Origin of the sequence: Variovorax defluvii (assembly GCF_039541515.1) — a bacterium.
Taxonomy (GTDB): domain Bacteria; phylum Pseudomonadota; class Gammaproteobacteria; order Burkholderiales; family Burkholderiaceae_C; genus Variovorax; species Variovorax defluvii.
The window spans coordinates 69,607-87,538 of sequence record NZ_BAABGJ010000079.1 but is presented as its reverse complement, the minus strand read 5'-3'; the positions used below and the strand labels follow the sequence as shown (position 1 = coordinate 87,538).

The 17,932-nt window shown below is 66.3% G+C and carries 16 protein-coding genes and 2 pseudogenes; 9 read left to right on the top strand and 9 right to left on the bottom strand.

Features of this window, described 5'->3' with window-relative positions; genetic code table 11:
• Positions 1-225: 225 nt before the first annotated feature.
• Both ABEA07_RS22725 and ABEA07_RS22720 read left to right on the top strand, forming a co-directional pair.
• A complete protein-coding gene (locus ABEA07_RS22725; RefSeq protein WP_345540724.1) occupies positions 226-1,698 on the top strand; it encodes an NAD-dependent succinate-semialdehyde dehydrogenase in 1,473 nt (490 codons plus the stop codon).
• A 38-nt stretch (positions 1,699-1,736) separates the two neighbouring features.
• Positions 1,737-4,667: an FAD-binding and (Fe-S)-binding domain-containing protein gene (locus tag ABEA07_RS22720; RefSeq protein WP_345540723.1), complete on the top strand. Its 2,931-nt coding sequence runs from the start codon at positions 1,737-1,739 to the stop codon at positions 4,665-4,667.
• A 71-nt stretch (positions 4,668-4,738) separates the two neighbouring features.
• On the opposite strand, the gene ABEA07_RS22715 is transcribed toward ABEA07_RS22720, so the two are convergent.
• Together ABEA07_RS22715 and ABEA07_RS22710 are read right to left on the bottom strand one after the other, a co-directional pair.
• Positions 4,739-5,713 (bottom strand): ketopantoate reductase family protein, encoded by a 975-nt coding sequence (locus ABEA07_RS22715; RefSeq protein ID WP_345540721.1) that lies wholly within the window; start codon positions 5,711-5,713, stop codon positions 4,739-4,741.
• Positions 5,710-6,627 (bottom strand): HpcH/HpaI aldolase family protein, encoded by a 918-nt coding sequence (locus ABEA07_RS22710; protein WP_345540720.1) that lies wholly within the window; start codon positions 6,625-6,627, stop codon positions 5,710-5,712. The genes ABEA07_RS22715 and ABEA07_RS22710 overlap by 4 nt, the downstream gene beginning before the upstream one ends.
• Positions 6,628-6,780: 153 nt before the next feature.
• Here ABEA07_RS22710 and ABEA07_RS22705 point away from each other — a divergent pair, with 153 nt between their 5' ends.
• The 6 genes from ABEA07_RS22705 to ABEA07_RS22680 all read left to right on the top strand — a co-directional run bounded on the left by ABEA07_RS22705 (position 6,781) and on the right by ABEA07_RS22680 (position 12,524).
• Positions 6,781-7,602, top strand: coding sequence for a hypothetical protein (locus tag ABEA07_RS22705; RefSeq protein ID WP_345540719.1), 822 nt, complete (start codon positions 6,781-6,783; stop codon positions 7,600-7,602).
• Between the two features lie 166 nt (positions 7,603-7,768).
• Positions 7,769-8,797, top strand: a complete 1,029-nt coding sequence (locus ABEA07_RS22700) for a Bug family tripartite tricarboxylate transporter substrate binding protein (RefSeq protein ID WP_345540718.1) — start codon at positions 7,769-7,771, stop codon at positions 8,795-8,797.
• 15 nt (positions 8,798-8,812) lie between these two features.
• On the top strand, positions 8,813-9,637 hold the full coding sequence (locus ABEA07_RS22695; RefSeq protein ID WP_345540716.1) for an SDR family NAD(P)-dependent oxidoreductase: 825 nt from the start codon (positions 8,813-8,815) through the stop codon (positions 9,635-9,637).
• A 16-nt stretch (positions 9,638-9,653) separates the two neighbouring features.
• Positions 9,654-11,099, top strand: a complete 1,446-nt coding sequence (locus tag ABEA07_RS22690) for an aldehyde dehydrogenase family protein (protein WP_345540714.1) — start codon at positions 9,654-9,656, stop codon at positions 11,097-11,099.
• 38 nt (positions 11,100-11,137) lie between these two features.
• The gene (locus ABEA07_RS22685) at positions 11,138-12,166 is read left to right on the top strand and encodes a zinc-binding dehydrogenase (protein ID WP_345540712.1); all 1,029 of its coding nucleotides are present in this window, start codon (positions 11,138-11,140) and stop codon (positions 12,164-12,166) included.
• A gap of 106 nt (positions 12,167-12,272) precedes the next feature.
• A complete protein-coding gene (locus ABEA07_RS22680; protein ID WP_345540710.1) occupies positions 12,273-12,524 on the top strand; it encodes an aldehyde dehydrogenase family protein in 252 nt (83 codons plus the stop codon).
• Between the two features lie 17 nt (positions 12,525-12,541).
• Here ABEA07_RS22680 and ABEA07_RS22675 read toward each other — a convergent pair whose 3' ends face one another.
• The 7 genes and pseudogenes from ABEA07_RS22675 to ABEA07_RS22645 all read right to left on the bottom strand — a co-directional run bounded on the left by ABEA07_RS22675 (position 12,542) and on the right by ABEA07_RS22645 (position 16,914).
• A complete protein-coding gene (locus tag ABEA07_RS22675; RefSeq protein WP_345540709.1) occupies positions 12,542-12,871 on the bottom strand; it encodes a hypothetical protein in 330 nt (109 codons plus the stop codon).
• Between the two features lie 187 nt (positions 12,872-13,058).
• A complete protein-coding gene (locus ABEA07_RS22670; RefSeq protein WP_345540708.1) occupies positions 13,059-14,219 on the bottom strand; it encodes an acyl-CoA dehydrogenase family protein in 1,161 nt (386 codons plus the stop codon).
• Between the two features lie 93 nt (positions 14,220-14,312).
• Complete coding sequence (locus tag ABEA07_RS22665) at positions 14,313-14,474, bottom strand: aldehyde dehydrogenase family protein (protein WP_345540747.1); 162 nt, start codon at positions 14,472-14,474, stop codon at positions 14,313-14,315.
• 120 nt (positions 14,475-14,594) lie between these two features.
• A pseudogene (locus tag ABEA07_RS22660) lies at positions 14,595-14,688 on the bottom strand (aldehyde dehydrogenase family protein); the annotation flags it as partial.
• Positions 14,688-15,070: pseudogene (locus ABEA07_RS22655) on the bottom strand (aldehyde dehydrogenase family protein). The pseudogenes ABEA07_RS22655 and ABEA07_RS22660, both read right to left, overlap by 1 nt.
• Positions 15,071-15,211: 141 nt before the next feature.
• A complete protein-coding gene (locus ABEA07_RS22650) occupies positions 15,212-16,150 on the bottom strand; it encodes an electron transfer flavoprotein subunit alpha/FixB family protein (protein WP_345540706.1) in 939 nt (312 codons plus the stop codon).
• Positions 16,151-16,164: 14 nt separating this feature from the next.
• Positions 16,165-16,914, bottom strand: a complete 750-nt coding sequence (locus ABEA07_RS22645) for an electron transfer flavoprotein subunit beta/FixA family protein (protein WP_345540704.1) — start codon at positions 16,912-16,914, stop codon at positions 16,165-16,167.
• Between the two features lie 188 nt (positions 16,915-17,102).
• Between ABEA07_RS22645 and ABEA07_RS22640 the strand changes: the two genes are divergently transcribed.
• The gene (locus tag ABEA07_RS22640) at positions 17,103-17,903 is read left to right on the top strand and encodes an enoyl-CoA hydratase/isomerase family protein (protein WP_345540703.1); all 801 of its coding nucleotides are present in this window, start codon (positions 17,103-17,105) and stop codon (positions 17,901-17,903) included.
• Positions 17,904-17,932 lie beyond the last annotated feature (29 nt).

Sequence of the window (17,932 nt, the reverse complement as noted above, 5' to 3'; positions counted from 1 at the left end):
GGCGCAGCGCCTATAACCACCAGTTATTGCAAGTGCGTCCGCGCACGCGCATGCCGTTGACAGCGCAGGCGCAGCGACGAATCATGCGCATCATCGGGATGCATGCGGCCCGGCACCCAGCCGATGCAGTTCCCGCGACAGTGGAGCCTTCGCCGCGCCCCGTCGACATCGCTTTGTGCTGCACCCGCCGCACCCGTTCCGCTTCCCATCCACTCCCGAGAGACCATGGACCACGACCGCACCGCGCCCGAGCTTGTACGCAACGCCAACTACATCGATGGTGTCTGGAAGAAGTCCGATCAAGGGCGCTACTTCGACGTGGTTGATCCGGCCACCGGCGCCACCATCGTTCGTGTCCCCGACAGCGGTGCAGCCGACGCGCGCGCCGCTGCCGATGCCGCGCACGAGGCCTTCGCGACCTGGCGGAAGGTGCCGGCCAAGGCACGGGCCCTGATCATCAAGCGTTGGAACGATCTGGTGCTTTCGCGCCAGGACGAGTTGGGTGCATTGATTTCGCGCGAACAGGGCAAGCCGCTGGCCGAAGGCAAGGGTGAAGTCGCCTATGCCGCCAGCTACATCGAATGGTTCGGCGAAGAAGCGACGCGCGTCAACGGCGACGTGATCCCGGCCCCGGTGCCGGGACGCCGCATGTTCGCCGTCAAGGAACCGGTCGGCGTGGTGGCGGCCATCACGCCCTGGAACTTTCCCGCGGCCATGATTGCGCGCAAGATCGCGCCGGCGCTGGCAAGCGGCTGCACCGTGGTCTGCAAGCCGGCCGAGGACACACCGCTCACTTCGCTGGCGCTGGTGGCGCTGGCAGAGCAGGCCGGCGTGCCCAAGGGAGTGATCAACGTCGTGACTGCTTCGCGCGAGCGAACGCCCGAGGTGGTCGATGCATGGCTCGACGATCCGCGCGTGCGCAAGATCACCTTCACCGGGTCGACGCCGGTGGGCAAGCACCTGGCACGCCGCAGCGCCGACACGCTCAAGAAGCTGTCGCTGGAACTGGGTGGCAACGCGCCCTTCATCGTGTTCGAGGATGCCGACCTCGATGCCGCGGTCGAGGGTCTGATGGCGTCGAAGTTCCGCAACGGCGGCCAGACCTGCGTCTGCCCCAACCGCGTCTTCGTGCAGGCGACGGTGCACGATGCCTTCGCGGGCAAGTTGGCGGCACGTGTCGGCGCGCTCAAGACAGGGCCGGCGACGGACCCGTCCTCGCAGATCGGGCCCATGATCAACGAGCGTGCCATCGAGAAGATCGAGCGCCACGTTGAAGATGCCGTGCGCCGCGGTGCGAAGGTGCTGGTCGGCGGGAGCCGCCTGCCCGCGGTCGGCCCCAACTATTTCGCGCCCACCGTGCTGACGGGCGCCGATGCGACGATGGCCTGCAGCTGCGAGGAAACCTTCGGCCCCGTGGTGCCGCTGACGCGCTTCGAGAATGAAGACGAAGTGGTGGCTGCCGCCAACGACACGCCCTTCGGCCTGGCGGCCTACTTCTACAGCCGGGACGTACGCCGCATCTGGCGCGTGGCCGAGGCCCTGGAGACCGGCATCGTCGGGGTCAACGAAGGCGCCCTCGCTGCCGAGGCCGCGCCTTTCGGCGGCGTGAAGGACTCGGGGTACGGACGCGAGGGCTCGGTCCACGGTCTCGACGATTTCCTGCACATCAAGTACATCTGCCAGGGGCAACTGGATTGAGCGCCTCGCTTCGCGCAGGCCAGGCGGAGCCGCCGCCCTTGGCCCGCCAGGATCAACTGATCCGCCGCCTGAGCGCAGCCATCCAGGGGGAGGTGCGCTTCGACACCGGCAGTCGCGCCCTCTACAGCGCGGACGCGTCGAACTACCGGCAGGTGCCGATCGGCGTGGTCGTGCCGCGCAGCGTCGATGACATCATCGCCACGGTCGCGGTGTGCCGCGAATTCGACGTTCCGGTTCTCGCGCGCGGCGGCGGTACCTCGATGTGCGGGCAGAGCGTCAACGTGGCGGTGGTGATCGACACCTCCAAGTACGTCAATCGCGTGCTGGAAGTCGACCCGCAGCAGCGGCTCGCGCTGGTCGAGCCTGGCGTGGTATGCGATGTGCTGCGCGACGCGGCCGAGGAACACGCGCTTACGTATGCGCCCGACCCGGCCACCCACAGCCGCTGCACGCTGGGCGGAATGATCGGCAACAACTCGTGCGGCCCGCATTCCGTGATGTCCGGCAAGACGGAAGAGAATATCGAGGCGCTGGAGGTGCTGACCTACGACGGCGCGCGCTTCTGGGTCGGGCCGACCAGCGAGGAAGAACTGGAGCGCATCATCCGCGCGGGCGGGCGCCAGGGCGAGATCTACGCCGGCCTGAAGGCGCTGCGCGACAAGTACGCCGACGAGATCCGGGCGCGCTTTCCGGACATACGCCGCCGCGTCTCAGGCTACAACCTCAACCAGCTGCTGCCCGAGAACGGCTTCAACGTCGCGCGGGCGCTGGTCGGCTCCGAGGGCACCTGTGCGCTGACGCTGCACGCGCGCACCAATCTGGTCGCGAGCCCGCAGGGGCGGGTGGTGCTGGTGTGCGGCTATCCCGACATCTACCTGGCCGGCGACGCCGTGCCGACGCTGCTGCCGTTCGAGCCGATCGCGATGGAGGGGCTGGACGAGCGCATCGTCGGCGGCCTGCGGGTGCGCAAGTGGAAGCTTGACGACGTCGCGCTGCTTCCGGCAGGCAGCGCCTGGATCATGGTCGAGTTCGGCGCCGACACGCGCGAGGCGGCGGCGCAGCGCGCGCGGGAAGTCATGGCCGAGTTGGCACGGTTGCCCCAGGCCCCGTCGATGTTCCTGGCCGAGGATGCCAAGACGCAGGCGCGCCTGTGGTCGATCCGCGAGCAGGGCGCTTCGGCCACGTCGATGAGCGATGTGCCTGGCGAGCCCGATCCGATCGTCGGCTGGGAAGACGCCGCGGTCGACCCCGCGCGCCTGGGCGACTACCTGCGCGAGTTCCAGCAGCTGATCGATCGCTGCGGCTACAAGACCTCCCTGTACGGGCACTTTGGCGACGGCTGCATCCACGCGCGGATCACCTTCGACCTGCGCAGTGAAGCAGGCCTCGCCCAGTGGCGCGCCTTCCTGGTCGATGCGTCGAAGCTGGTGGTGAAGTACGGCGGCTCGCTCAACGGGGAGCATGGTGACGGCCGGGCCAAGTCCGAGTTCCTTCCGATCATGTTCGGCGACACGCTGATGCAGGCGTTCCGCGAGTTCAAGGAGATCTGGGACCCGCGCCACAAGCTCAACCCGCACATCATCGTGGACCCCTACAGGGCCGACGAGCACCTGCGCATGGGTCCGGATTACCAGCCGCTGCGGCCGGTGACCCACTTCTCGTTCGCGGACAAGCAAGCCAGCTTCACGCGTGCGGTCGAGCACTGCATCGGCATGGGCAAATGCCGCGCCAAGCAGGCTGGCACCATGTGCCCGAGCTACCGGGCCACTGGCGAAGAGCGCTACTCCACCCGCGGGCGCTCCCGGCTGCTGTTCGAGATGCTGCGGGGCGAGGTCATCACGGACAAGTGGCGCAGCGAGGAGGTCAAGGAAGCGCTGGACCATTGCCTGGCTTGCAAGGGCTGCAAGAGCGACTGCCCCACGCACGTGGACATGGCGACGTACAAGGCCGAGTTTCTCTCGCACTACTACGAGACGAAGGCACGGCCGGTGCAGGCCTACTCGATGGGGATGATCGGGCGCTGGGCGCCGCTGGCTGCGGCCTTGCCGGCGCTGACCAACCTGGTGACGCAGACGCCGGGCCTGCGCAGCGTCGCCAAGGCCATCTCCGGCATCGCGCCGGAGCGCGACATCGCCCGATTCGCCCCGCGGCCATTTCGCAAGCTGTTCCGGGCGCACAAGAGCAAAGGGACAGGCGATCGGCGCGTCATGCTGTGGCCGGACACCTTCAACAACCACTTTCACCCCGAGACGGCGATGGCGGCCGTGCGCGTGCTGGAGCACGCTGGCTACAAGGTGGAGATTCCGTCGATGCGCCTGTGCTGCGGCCGCCCGCTGTATGACTTCGGCTTGCTGGAGCAGGCCAAGCGGCAGCTGCGCGAGATCCTCGACGCGCTGCGTCCGGCGATCGAGGCCGGCGTGCCCCTGGTCGGACTGGAGCCGGCGTGCGTCGCGGTGTTCCGTGACGAGATGGTCAACCTGTTCCCCGACGACGCGCAGGCGGTGGCCTTGGCCAGTCGGACCTTCATGTTCTCGGAGTTCCTCGTCAAGCAGGCGCGGTACAAGCCGCCGCAGCTCAAGATGAAAGCGATCGTTCACGGCCATTGCCACCAGAAGGCGGTGGCAGGCATGGGCGACGAGATTGCCCTGCTGGGGGCGATGGGCCTGGACTTCGACCTGCTGGATTCGGGCTGCTGCGGCATGGCCGGCTCGTTCGGCTTCGACAAGGACAAAGTCGAGCTCTCCAAGCAGATCGGCGAGATGGTGCTGCTGCCCGCGGTGCGCGCAGCGACCGCGGACACCCTGGTGGTCACCAACGGCTACAGCTGCCGCGAGCAGATTGCGCAGGGCGCCAAGCGTGAGGCCTTGCACCTGGCGGAGGTGATCGACCTCGCCATCCAGCGGCAAGGCAGCGCGCGCGAGCAGTTGCACCACGCGGAGAAGAAGGTCCCGGAGGCCGAGATCGAGTAGGTGGTTGGCGCCAGCGGCGCCAGCCCTTGCCAGGCTGACCGCCTCCGTGTGGAAGACGGCAGCTTGTCGGGCTATGCGTAGAGGCCGGCAGCGCGGGCACGCTGCATCGCCAGGCCCACGATCAGGTCGCAGGTCGGCGTCGGCACGCCGGCGAGACGGGCCAGTTCCAAGGGCGCGGCAAGAAGGGCATTCACCTCCATCGTCCGCCCCGCCAAAAGATCCTGCAGGATGCTCTGCTTGTGCTTGGACACCTTCAGGCGCGAAATACCCGCCATGGGATCGCCGACCTTGCAGCCAAGCGCCTGCGCGATCGCGGCGCCTTCCAGCGACATGCGTTCGGCGGACTCGAGCACGGCCGGATTGGCGAGCGCCTCGCCCATCGCCGACGCTGTGAGGATGCCCAGCGAGCCGCCGACGAGGTTCATCAGGACTTTTTCCCAGACGGCGTCGCGGATCCGGTCGGTCACTTCGGCCTGGAGGCCCCCGGCGCGCATGGCGGCGGCCAGCGCGGTCAGCCGTTCGTCCGCCTGGCCGTCAGGGCGGCCGAAGACGAACCGGTTGGTCGGATTCTGGACGTGGACGACCCCGGGGGAGGTGACGGTGCAGGCGGTGTGTGCGACCGCCCCCACGGCACGCCTGGGGTCGACGTTGCGCCACACCGTGTCGTCGGGGTCGATGGCCGGCAGCCGCTTCCCGTCGAGCTCGCCGCCATTCGCGTGGAAATACCACCACGGGATCCCGTTCATGACGAAGAGCACGGGCGTGTCGGCACCGAGCAGGGGCGCGATCCCGGTCGCGACCTGCGGCAAGGCGGGGGCTTTCACCGTGACGATGACGATGTCTTGAACACCGAGCGTGGCGGGGTCATCGCTGACCACAGGCTGCGAGCGCAACTCGCCTTCCGGCGTCTGGATGCGCAGGCCATGCTCGCGGATGGCCGCGAGGTTCGCGCCGCGCACGAGCAGCGACACCTGCTCGCCAGCAGCGGCCAGCCGGCCCGCAATGTGGCCGCCAACGGCCCCGGCGCCATACACGCAGACTTTCACAGCGCTGCTTCCTTGCGCTTCTGCGTCGCTGCTGCAACCAGCATCGACAGGTCGGCGCCGAGCGAGACATACAGCCCCCCCATCGCGACATACTTTTTCATCAGGTCGGGCCGCGAGGCGAGCCCGCCGACACCGAGCGCCTTGCCATGCGCGCGGCACGCCGCGAGCACCTTCGCATAGGCTTCCTCGACCAGCGGATGGTCGAACTGTCCGGGCACGCCCGCCTCGGTGCAGAGGTCGTTCGCCCCGACGAGAAGAATGTCGACCCCCGGCACGGCGGCGATCTCGTCGACCGCTGCGAGGCCGGCCGCGGACTCGATCATCGCGACGATGGTGATTGCCGCGTTGAGTTGTTCCGTGGCTTCGCTCGCCGGCATCGAGCGGTAGCGCAGCTGGGGCATGATGCCGGGCAGCGAACGCTCGCCCTCGGGCCGGTACCTGGCGGCACGGACGACCGCGCGTGCGTCGTCCGCCGAATGGAGGTCCGGCACGATGACGCCGATGGCGCCGGCGTCCAGGGCACGCGTGATGACATGCGGGTCGACGCCGGGTACGCGCACGAACGGCGCCACGCCCATCGCCAGCGCCGAGATGCTGATCTGACCGGCGGTCTCCACCGAAATGCCGCTGTGCTGGAGATCGATGTAGAGGGCGTCGAAGCCCGCCGCGGCGGCGATGGCGCCGATCTCGGCGCCACGCACGAGGCGCACGGTCATCGAGTAAACGGGTTCGCCGCGGGCGATCTTGTCTTTGACGGAACTGGATAGACGTGTTGTGGTTGCGGACATGTCGGTCGGAGCCCAGGTTGCACGCCACCAGCAGCAGCGTCTCACCTGGATTTGCCAGGAGTTGTATTCGTGCGGGCCGCGAGACTTGAGGTGCCGCAGCGCGTGGAGGACTCGATGCTGGGCCATGCACCCATGCGAGTCAATGCACGGCGACCGAGGGCTATAGCTCCAAGGCATATCCGGGTCGAACCCATCCTTGAATCGCGACCATCGCCTGCCTACGATTGCGCATCACGAAGTCAACCAGTCCAAGGAAAACACATGCGGGTATCTGAGGCTTTGCAGGCCGAATCGGGCGTCGTCGGAAGCATGCGCGAGGGCGTTCTAGAACTCAAAATTCTGCTGACGGGGGAAGACGAGAGCCCCAACAACTACTGCTTGCAGATGAATCGCACCGGTACCGGTGGCTGGGGCACGCCTCGCCACAGGCACAACTTCGACCAGGTGCGCTACATCCTGAAAGGCGACTATCCGTATGCGAAAGGCAAGTCCATGCCCGAAGGCTGGGTCTGCTATTTCCCGGAAAGCGTCCACTACGGTCCGCAGGAGCGCCCGGAGGGCCTGGAGATGCTGACCTGCCAGTTCGGCGGCGCCAGCGGCAACGGATTCCTCAGCGTCGCCAGGCGAGAAGCGGCGAACGAAGCGCTCAAGAAAAAGGGCGAGTTCAAGAACGGCATCTTCACGTACCTCGACGAGCAGGGCAAACGCCACAACCAGGATGGTTCCGAGGCCTGCTTCGAGGAAGCGACGGGGCAGAAGCTGAGCTTCGCGAAGGCGAGGTACGACGACATCGTCCTGATGAATCCGGCCAGCTACGACTGGATCCCGGAAGTGGCGCCGGGCGTGGCCACGAGGTGGCTCGGAACGTTCACGGAGCGGAAGACCCGGATCGCACTGACCCGGATCGAACAGGACGCGACCTTCTCGGCCGGAGAAGAGGACGCGATCGAGCTGGTGTTCTTGAGCAAGGGCAAGCTTGTCGTGAATGGCCAGGAGTATGGCCCGCACACCGCTTTCGAATTCCTCGCCGGCGAGGGGCCTATTTCCTTGAAGGCGGCCGCCGAGAGCGAGATCCTCCGCATTCTGCTGCCGCGCTTCTGAAGAGTCGCGGTTTCGAGGTTCCGTCCGAACCTGTCGGCCGTGGTGGAGACGGTCACGGCAGGTTCAACCGCATCGTCAGAGTCGCTGCGCAAGCGAAGTGGGGGGCCGTGATTGCGGCCGGCCCTACAGCAAGCATTTCACCGATCCGAACGGCCCACCGTTACAAATGAAGCGCGCGCGCGCCCCGCGGTGCGGTCGCATGATTCAACAACCAGACACCATGAACACCCGACAACTGCTGCTCGCCACTTTCGGCCTGCTCATCGCCGCAACCCTGCCGGCCCAGGCCCAGACCTTTCCGGAAAAGCCGGTGAAGGTCGTGATGCCCTATCCAGCCGGAACAGGCCCGGACGCCGTGATGCGCCATGTCGGCGAACGCCTTGCCAAGGTCTGGGGCCAGCAGGTGGTCGTGGAGAACAAGCCTGGCGCCAACGGCTGGATCGGCCTGGACACCGTGAATCGCAGCGCGGCCGATGGCTATACCTTCCTGCTGGTCGACCAGGCCATCATGTCGCTGCATCCGTACCTGTACAAAAAAATGCCGCTCGATCCCGCGAAGGACTTCGTGCCAGTCGCTCCGATGTACTCGACGAACTATTTCATCGCGGTTGCAGCGAATTCGAAGCTGAAGACTTTTGCCGATCTGATGGCCGAGGCCAAGCGCCGCGGTTCGCCGCTCACCTATGGCTCTTCCGGCGTGGGGGGGCAACTGCACATCGGCGGCGCATTGGTTGAAGCCGCTGCCGGCGTGCCGATGACGCACGTGCCCAACAAGGACGTCCCGCAGATGTACGTGGACGTCAGCGAAGAGCGGGTCGACTTCGCCTTCGCCACCGCCGCGACGGCCGGGCCGCTGCAGAAGGCCGGCAAGCTGAAGTACATTGCCTTCGCCGCCCCGAAGCGCCACCCGCGCTATCCCGACGTACCGACGGTGGCCGAGTCCGGCGGACCCGCCGACCTGCAGGTGAGCACCTGGATCGCGCTGTTCGCGCCGACGGGTGCGCCGCCTGCCGTGGTCAACAAGGTCAGCGCGGACGTTGCGAAGATTATCGCGACGCCCGAAACGCAGGAGTTCCTTGCCAACATCGGGTTCATTGCATGGTCCGGCTCGGCTAAGGAGCTCGGCGACACCATGAAAAAGGATTCGGCCGGCTACAGCGACTTCGTCAAGAAGTTCAAGCTGTCCCTGGATTGAGCGAGGAGTCGAGCCATGCAACAAGGTGCTTTCGTCCAGCTTTCCGAAGATTCCGGCGTGCCCCTGTGGGCCCGGGACTTCAGTGTCAAGGACCGGGTCGTGATCATCACCGGCGCCGCGCAAGGCATCGGCCGCGAGCTGGCTCGCCAGTACGCCGCCGCCGGCGCGATCCCCGTGGTGGCCGACCTGAACCTCGAGAAGGCCGAGAAGGTCGTCGCCGAAGTACAGGAAGCGGGCGGCACGGCGCTCGGGGTCGCCGTCGATATCGGAAATCGCGAGTCGGTGGACGCGATGGTGGGCGCGGTGATGGGCAAGTACGGCCGGGTGGATGCGCTCGTCAACAACGCCGCCATCTTCGCGACGCTGCAGAAGCGACCGTTCGACCAGATTCCCGCGGCCGAGTGGGACCAGGTCATGAAGGTCAACATCACAGGCGTCTTCAACTGCGTTTGCGCCGTTGCGGCGCCGATGCGCGCGGCCGGCTGGGGGCGCATCGTCAACATTTCCTCCGATGCGGTGCGGCTCGGCGTGGCGAACTACCTGCACTACGTCACCTCCAAGGCCGCGCTGATCGGCATGAGCAACTCGCTGGCGCGTGAACTGGGGCCAAGCGGCATCACGGTCAACTGCATCCGGCCCGGCGGCGTCGCCACCGAGGTCGACCGCACCGTCAATCCGACGATCGAGCGCCGCCAGCAGATGCTCGCCCAGCAATGCGTGCCGCGCGGGCAGGTGCCCTCTGACCTGGTGGGCCTCACGATGTTCTTCACATCGCCCGCTTCGGCCTTTGTCACCGGCCAGACCATCGCCTGCGACGGCGGCCTGACCCACAACAGTTGAAGAAAGACACCCGGCGATGAAACACTACGGCAAGTTCTACATCGGAGGCGAGTGGGTGGAGCCTATCGAGGCCCGCTCCTTCGAACTGGTCAACCCCGCCACCGAGGCGCCTTTCGCCACCGTCAGCCTCGGCAGCGCGGCAGATGTCGACCGTGCGGTACGCGCGGCCAGGAGCGCGTTCGGCACCTTCAGCCGCACGAGCAAGGGAGAGCGCGTCGAGCTGCTGCAGCAGATCGTCGCCCGCTTCGAGGCGCGGCGGAACGACGTCGCCGCGGCGATCACCGAGGAACTGGGCGCGCCCATCGGGCTGACGCAGCTGACCGTCGGCGCCATCGATGTCTTCAGGCAGGCGGCTTCGACGCTGCAGGCCTACGACTTCGAGGTCCGCGACGGCGCCAACGTGGTCCGCCGCGAACCCATCGGGGTCTGCGGCATGATCACGGCCTGGAACTGGCCGGCGCAGCTCATCGCGACCAAGCTGTCCTCCGCCCTGGCGGCCGGATGCACGGCGATCGTGAAGCCCAGCGAGTTCACGCCAGTTACGGCCATCCTGATGGCCGAGATTCTCCACGAGGCCGGCGTGCCGAAGGGCGTCTTCAACCTTGTTAACGGCGACGGGCCGTCGGTCGGTCAGGCGATCTGCGAACACCCCGACATCGATATGGTGTCCTTCACCGGCTCGACGCGGGCCGGCGTCCTGATCGCGCAGGCCGCGGCGCCAACGGTCAAGCGCGTGGCACAGGAGCTGGGCGGCAAGTCGGCCAACGTGGTGCTGCCCGATGCCGACTTGAAGGCGGCGGCCGAATGGAACATCAACCGCGCCTTCTTCAACAGCGGGCAGTCCTGCCACGCGCCGACCCGCATCCTGGTGCAGGCGAAGCAGGTCGAGCAGATTCTTCCGTTCCTGAGCGATGCCGCGAACCGCATCCGCGTCGGCGATCCGCGCGACCCCGCGACGACCATGGGGCCGCTGGTCAACAAGGCGCAGTTCGAGCGCGTGCAGCGCTACATCGACATCGGGGTGCAGGAGGGCGCACGGCTTGCCTGTGGCGGCCCGGGCCGGCCCGAGGGAATCGAGCAAGGTTATTTCGTCAGGCCCACCGTGTTCGCGGGCGTCACACCGGACATGACGATCGCGCAGGAAGAGATCTTCGGACCCGTGCTGGCCGTGATCCCCTACGAGACCGAAGCCGAGGCCATCGCCATCGCGAACGGAACACCTTACGGGCTGGGTGCCTATGTTTTCTCCGGCGACTCCGCTCGCGGTCTGGCGGTCGCGCGCGAACTGCGCGCGGGCCGTGTCTTCGTCAATGGCGCGGCGAGCAACCAGGCGGCGCCGATGGGTGGCTACAAGCGTTCCGGCAACGGGCGCGAGATGGGGGTCTTCGGTCTCGAGGAATACCTCGAAATCAAGGCGATGTTCGGCGTTGCCGATCAATTCGAACAGGCAGGTGCCCAATGAAAGGTGTTGTCTTCGCCGGCGATCGGAAACTGGAGCTGATGAGCTTCGACGACCCGAAGCCGGGTCCGGACGAGATCATCGTGCAGATGAAGGCGTCCGGCTTCTGCGGCAGCGACCTGCACCATTACCGCGGCCCGCGCGGCGCGTCGCTGCAGTCGAGGAGCGATGCATTCCTGGCCGAGCGCGGCCTGAAGCGCACCGATCCCATCATTGCCGGGCACGAGCCGTGCGGCGTGGTGGTCGAGCTGGGCAAGAACGTCGACCCGATGAGGATGAAGGTCGGCGATCGCGTGCTGATCTATCACTATGACGGGTGTGGCTACTGCGACCAGTGCCGCTCGGGCTGGGTCGTGATCTGCGACGGTGGATCGACGATCTACGGCCAGAACGCGCATGGCGGCCACGCGCACTTCATCAAGGTCCCGGCCAAGGCTGCCATCCACCTGCCGGACGAGATCAGTTTTTCTGCCGGCGCCGCGATCTCCTGCGGAATGGGCACGGCCTTCGCCGCGCTCGAGAGGCTCGAACTGAGCGGCAGGGACACGCTCGCGGTGTTCGGCATGGGTCCTGTGGGGCAGTCGGCGGTCCAGTTGGCGAAAGCCATGGGGGTTCGTACCGTGGCGGTCGACATTTCCCCGCAGCGGGTCGCCCAGGCGCTCGAGTTCGGGGCGACGCATGCGATCGATTCGTCGAAGGCGGACGCGGTGGAAGCCATCCTGCAGTGGACCGGCGGAAGAGGCGTGACCGTGGCGCTCGACACCGCGGGCGTGGCCAGCGCCCGGCAGGCGGCGGTCCGCTCGTCGGCGACCTGGGGAAGGATCGGCTTCGTCGGCGTCGGCGGCGGCGTGTCCCTGGACGTGACGCCCGACCTCATCCTCAAGCAGCGATCCATCGTCGGCCACCTGACCTTCTCGGATGTCGGATTGACGCGGTGCGTGCGCTTCATTGCCGACCATGGTGTCGACGTCGACCGGCAGTTCAGCCATCGCTGGAAGCTGGAGGACGCGGACGAAGCCTATCGCGAGTTCGACAAGCAGACGGCCGGCAAGGCGGTGTTCGAGTTTTGACTCGCACCCGATGAAACCATCCAGCGAGAAATAAGGCAGCGCATGGACACCCTGCAGACCGCCCGTCCCAGGTTCCTCGAATACCCGGCCAAGAAGCACTTCATCCATGGCCGGTGGGTTGCCTCGACGGAAGGACCATCGAGACGCACAACCCGTCCACCGGGGAGGTCCTGGTGACCCTGGCGCGAGGGGGCAGGCCGACGTCGATGCGGCCGTGGCCTGGGCCCGGTCCGCACTCCAAGGGCCGTGGAGCCGCTTCGCGCCCGCGCAGCGCCAGCAGCTCATCCTGCGCTTCGCCGAACTCTTCGAGAAGCATTTCGACGAGCTGACCTTGCGAAGTGGGATCTCGGTACGTTGACGATAATACATTATGCATCATGCATAGCAACTTGACGGTGTCAACCCGCCTTGTTCTCTCCGGGATCGCGGAAGCCTTTGGCGCAGGCAAAGCGCATGTTCGTGAAAGACGACACCAGGCCGGCGCTGCCCGGCGTAGGGTGACGAGCCGCGATGGCGGGGCGAAAGCTCCATACAAGGAAGACAATTGACGAACGTGACAGACGAAACGACGGCGGCAGCGACGACCGCCGAAGAAGTGAAGTTCAGCATGTGGGATTGCCGCTGCTGGAAACCGGCCGCCAATCCGGGCGGCAACCTGATGATCTTCAGGGTCGGCAGCGCCAGGATCCAGAATTCGAAGGACATCGAACCGACCTACGGCATGCCGCGCGAGCTGCTGGCCTTCAGGGAGCGCACCGACGGCACGCAGGGTGACCGGCGTAGGGTGGGGCGCATGCCAAGCCGACGGTGTTCAAGGCGGGGGCCTTCTTCGCGCCCGACTCAAGCGGAAGGGAAGTGCAGCAGCGGCGCTGCACTTCCGATCGACGCGACCTCAGTAGGACTTGGGCAAGCCCAGAACTTTGTCCGAGATGAAGTTGAGCACCATCTGCTGGCTGATCGGTGCGATCTTCAGATGCCGCGCTTCCATCCAGAAGCGCGAGACGTGGTACTCGGTCGACATGCTGAAGCCGCCGTGGAACTGCATCGCCCGGTCCGCCGCCTCGAAGCCGGCTTCGGAACCGAGGAACTTTGCCGCGTTCGCCTCCGGCCCGCATGGCTTGCCTTCGTCGAACAGCCTGGCGGCCTTCTGGGTCATCAGGTCGGCCGCCTCCAGGCGGATCCAGCTGTCGGCGAGCGGGTGGGCGACGGCTTGGTTCTTGCCGATCGGGCGGTCGAAGACGATGCGGTCCTTGGCGTATTGCACGGCCAGGTTCAGCGCCCCGCGGCCCAGGCCGATGGCGGTGTAGGCGACCGCGATCCGCTCGGGGTTGAGGCCGTCGATCAGGCAGCGGAAGCCCTTGCCTTCCTCGCCGACGATCTCGTACTCGAACACCTCGAAGTCCTCGAACACCATTTCGTTACTGTCGACGGCATTGCGCATGATCTTGTCGATGCGATTGATCTCGACACCCTTCTTGCCCTTGAGCTGGGTCAGGAAGAGCGTCATGCCGTCGAACGGCCTTTTCGGGTCGCGCGGGCTGGTGCGCGTCAGCAGCAGGATGCGGTCCGCATTCTTCGCGTTCGAGATCCACACCTTGCGGCCGTTGACCAGGTACCGCTTGCCGTCCTTCTTCGCGAAGGTCTTGAGGCGCGAGGTGTCGACCCCGTTGTCGGGCTCGCTCACGCCGAAGCACATCATTTCCTCGCCGCTGGCCAGCTTGGGCAGGAATTCCTTCTTCATCGCTTCGGAGCCGTGGTGGATGACCGGTCCCGGGGGAAAGACGTAGTACTGGAAGACCGAGTTGGCATTGAAGCCGCAGCGCTGGCCGAGTTCGTCGAGCACCACGCCGACCTCGGTGAGGCCGAGACCCATGCCGCCGTATTCCTCGGGCATCAGGATGCCCAGCCAGCCGCCCTTGGCCAGCGCATCCTGGAAGTCCCAGGGGTACTCCTTGTCGGCGCCCTTCTGGCGCCAGTAGCTGAGGTCGAACTCCTCGGAAATCTTCCGGATCGAGTCCCGGATCATGTCGAGTTGGGATTGTTCTAAAGCCATGGGGCTCTCCAATTCAAGGTCGTTTGGCGCGGCCGGTCATGTTCGATCGCGCAAGAATGTATTATGCATGATTATGGCAAGCTACCCAACAGATCATGCGACCGCCGTTTGATCCAGGACGATCGTCTTGGATTCGAGAAATGCCATCAGACCTTCCACGCCGCCTTCGCGGCCGAGCCCCGACTGCTTGAAGCCGCCGAAGCCGATCGAGAAATCGGTGCGGGACGCGTTGTGTCCGACGGAGCCGGCACGCAGTCGCCGTGCAACCTGGGTTGCGCGCTGGGGGTCGTTCGTGAAGACGGCGGCATTGAGGCTCGCGGTCGGCGGTGATGACGTTGACCACGCCGGGCGGCAGGCCGATCTCTTCGCACATCTGCGCGAACAGGTAGGCGGAGCGGGGCGCTTCGGGCGACGACTTGATGATCACCGTGCAACCGGCCAGCAGTGCCGGTGCGATCTTGTAGGCCATCAGGCCGCGGGTCCGTTCCATGGAATGATGGCCAACACCACGCCGACCGGTTCATGCGCGCACAACGCACGGTGCCCCGTCGCCGCGGTACGGGGCTCCACGAATTGGAAGGTGTGCGCCATGGCGGCGTACGGCCGGAACGCCGCGCGCAGGAACTGGCCGAGCCGAGGACGTGCCACCTTGTAGACGATGCCCGATTCGATCGACCAGATGCGTGCGTACGCGTCATTTTGTTCCTCGAAGCGCTTGGCGACTTCTCGAGGAAGACCGCACGCTCCTGCGGCTCCATGCGTGGCCAGGGCCCCAGGTCGAAGGCCCTGCGCGCTGCCGCGACGGTGCGTTCCGCGTCTTCGGGGCCGGCACGGGCTACGTGTGCGGCCACCGCCTCCGTGCTGCAGTCGAGCACATCGAAGTGGCCCGAGGCGGTGGGCTGCACCCAACGACCGTCGATGTAAAGACGGTCGGGGTGGGCGAGTTCTATGCTTCGCTTCGTATCCCTTCAATGTGCCCCCGGCGACCTGGGTTAGCCGAGCGCCTTGGCGAGCTCCGGCACGGCCGTGAACAGGTCCGCCTCCAGGCCGTAGTCGGCCACTGAGAAGATCGGTGCTTCCGGGTCCTTGTTGATCGCCACGATCACCTTCGAGTCCTTCATGCCCGCCAGATGCTGGATCGCGCCCGAGATGCCGGCGGCGATGTAGAGCTGCGGCGCCACGATCTTGCCGGTCTGGCCCACTTGCCAGTCGTTGGGTGCGTAGCCCGCGTCCACTGCGGCGCGGCTGGCGCCGAGGCCCGCGTTGAGCTTGTCCGCCAGCGGCGCCATCACCTCCTGGAACTTCTCCGCGCTGCCCAAGGCGCGGCCGCCTGAGACGATGATCTTGGCCGCCGTCAGTTCGGGGCGTTCGCTCTTGGTCACTTCCCGTCCGACGAAGCTCGATTTGCCGCTGTCGGCCACGCCCTCGGCGTTCTCGACGGCTGCACTGCCGCCGGTGGCTGCCGCTGCATCGAAGCCGGTGGTGCGCACGGTGATCACCTTGATCGGGTCGCTGCTCTGCACGGTGGCGATGGCGTTGCCCGCGTAGATCGGGCGCTCGAAGGTGTCGGCGCTGTCGACTTTGGTGATGTCGCTGATCTGCGCCACGTCCAGCTTGGCCGCCACGCGCGGGGCCACGTTCTTGCCGTTGGCCGTGGCCGGGAACAGGATGTGGCTGTAGTTCTGGGCGATGGCCAGAACTTGCGCCGCCACGTTCTCGGCCAGGTTCTCCGCCAGACTCGGGCTGTCGGCAGCGATCACCTTGGCCACACCGGCAATCTTCGCGGCAGCGGCGGCCGCTTCAGCGGCGTTGGCACCGGCCACCAGCACATGCACATCGCCGCTCTGGCAGGCAATGCCCGCGGTCACGGTGTTCAGGGTCGCCGGCTTGACGGTGGCGTGGTCGTGTTCTGCGATGACGAGTACGGTCATGTTCTGTTTCCTCCTCAGATCACCTTGGCTTCGTTCTTGAGCTTGTCCACCAGGGTGGCGACGTCGGGCACCTTGATGCCGGCGCCGCGCTTCGGGGGCTCGCTGACCTTCAGGGTCTTCAGGCGCGGCTTGACGTCCACGCCGAGGTCCTCGGGCTTGACGGTATCGAGCTGCTTCTTCTTGGCCTTCATGATGTTGGGCAAGGTGACGTAGCGTGGCTCGTTCAGGCGCAGGTCGGTGGTGATGACCGCGGGCAGGCTCAGGCTGATGGTCTCCAGGCCGCCGTCGACCTCGCGGGTGACGGTGGCCTTGTCGCCGGCGACCTCGACCTTGGAAGCGAAGGTGGCCTGGGGCAGGTCCGCCAGCGCGGCGAGCATCTGGCCGGTCTGGTTGGCGTCGTCGTCGATGGCCTGCTTGCCCAGGATGACGAGCTGCGGCTGTTCCTTGTCGACCAGCGCCTTGAGCAGCTTGGCGACGGCCAGCGGCTGGAGCTCTTCGGTGGTCTCGACCAGGATGCCGCGGTCGGCCCCGATGGCCATGGCGGTGCGCAGGGTTTCCTGGCATTTGGCATCGCCGCAGGAGACCGCGATGATCTCGGCGGCGACGCCCTTTTCCTTCAAACGAACCGCTTCTTCGACGGCAATCTCGTCGAAGGGGTTCATGCTCATCTTGACGTTGGCGATATCGACTCCGGTGCCGTCGGACTTGACGCGCACCTTGACGTTGTAATCGACGACCCGCTTGACGGGGACAAGTATCTTCATAGCTGCTCAGTCCGCAAAAGAGCAGCCGCGACGCGCGGCTGGTTGCGCCAAATTATGCATCATGCATTATCTGAGCGCAACAAGAGCATCCGGGCGAGCGATCCGGCGCGCCCGGTATTGGAGCCTCCAGAGTGGGCATTGAACTATGCATCATGCATAATGCCCAACGAAACATCCATAGAGCTTGCATGATCCCATCCCTGATCGTCGATGACACCCATGCTCACGTGCGGATCCTGACGCTGAACCGCGAGGAACGCCTGAATGCCCTGGACGGTCCCACGCTGGAAGCGTTGCACGCCGCCGTGCGCGAGTGCTCCGAGCCCGGGCGCGACATCCGCGTGATCGTCATCCGCGGGGCGGGGCGGGCCTTCTGTTCAGGCAGCGATCTCAAGTGGCTCGCATCGAGCGGCGCGCTTGCCGATCCGGCAGCCCACCTGCGAAACCAGGATCGCATGGCCGCGGCCTTCGAAGCGCTCGAATCCGCCCGCCAGATTGTCATCGCCAGCATCAACGGCTACGCGGTCGCGGGCGGGCTTGAGCTGGCGCTCGCATGCGACATCGTCGTTGCCGACGAGGATGCCCAGATCGGCGACGAGCACATGCGCAAGAACCTGCTGCCCAGCGGCGGCAGCTCGCAGCGGCTGCCGCGCAGGATCGGCATGGCGCGCGCGATGTTCTACCTCGTCACCGGCCGCCGCATGAGCGGGCGGGAGGCCGAGCGCATCGGTCTTGCGTCGATGGCCGTGCCGGGAAGCGAGCTGGAGCAGGCGACGTTGGCACTGGCGCAGGAGATCGCGCAAGCCGACGCGCACGCCCTGGCCTCGATGAAATCCGTGGCTCGCCGTGCGCTGGAGCTGCCGTTGAAGGAAGGGCTGCAGATGGAGCGCTGGATGCAGTTCCGCTACCGACACGAGTCGCCCGCCATGGTGGCGGGCGTGCAGCGCTTCATCTCCGGCAGCGGGCCTTCGGAGCCGACCGGCGCGTGAGCCATACCCCATTTCCAGACCCGAAGAGG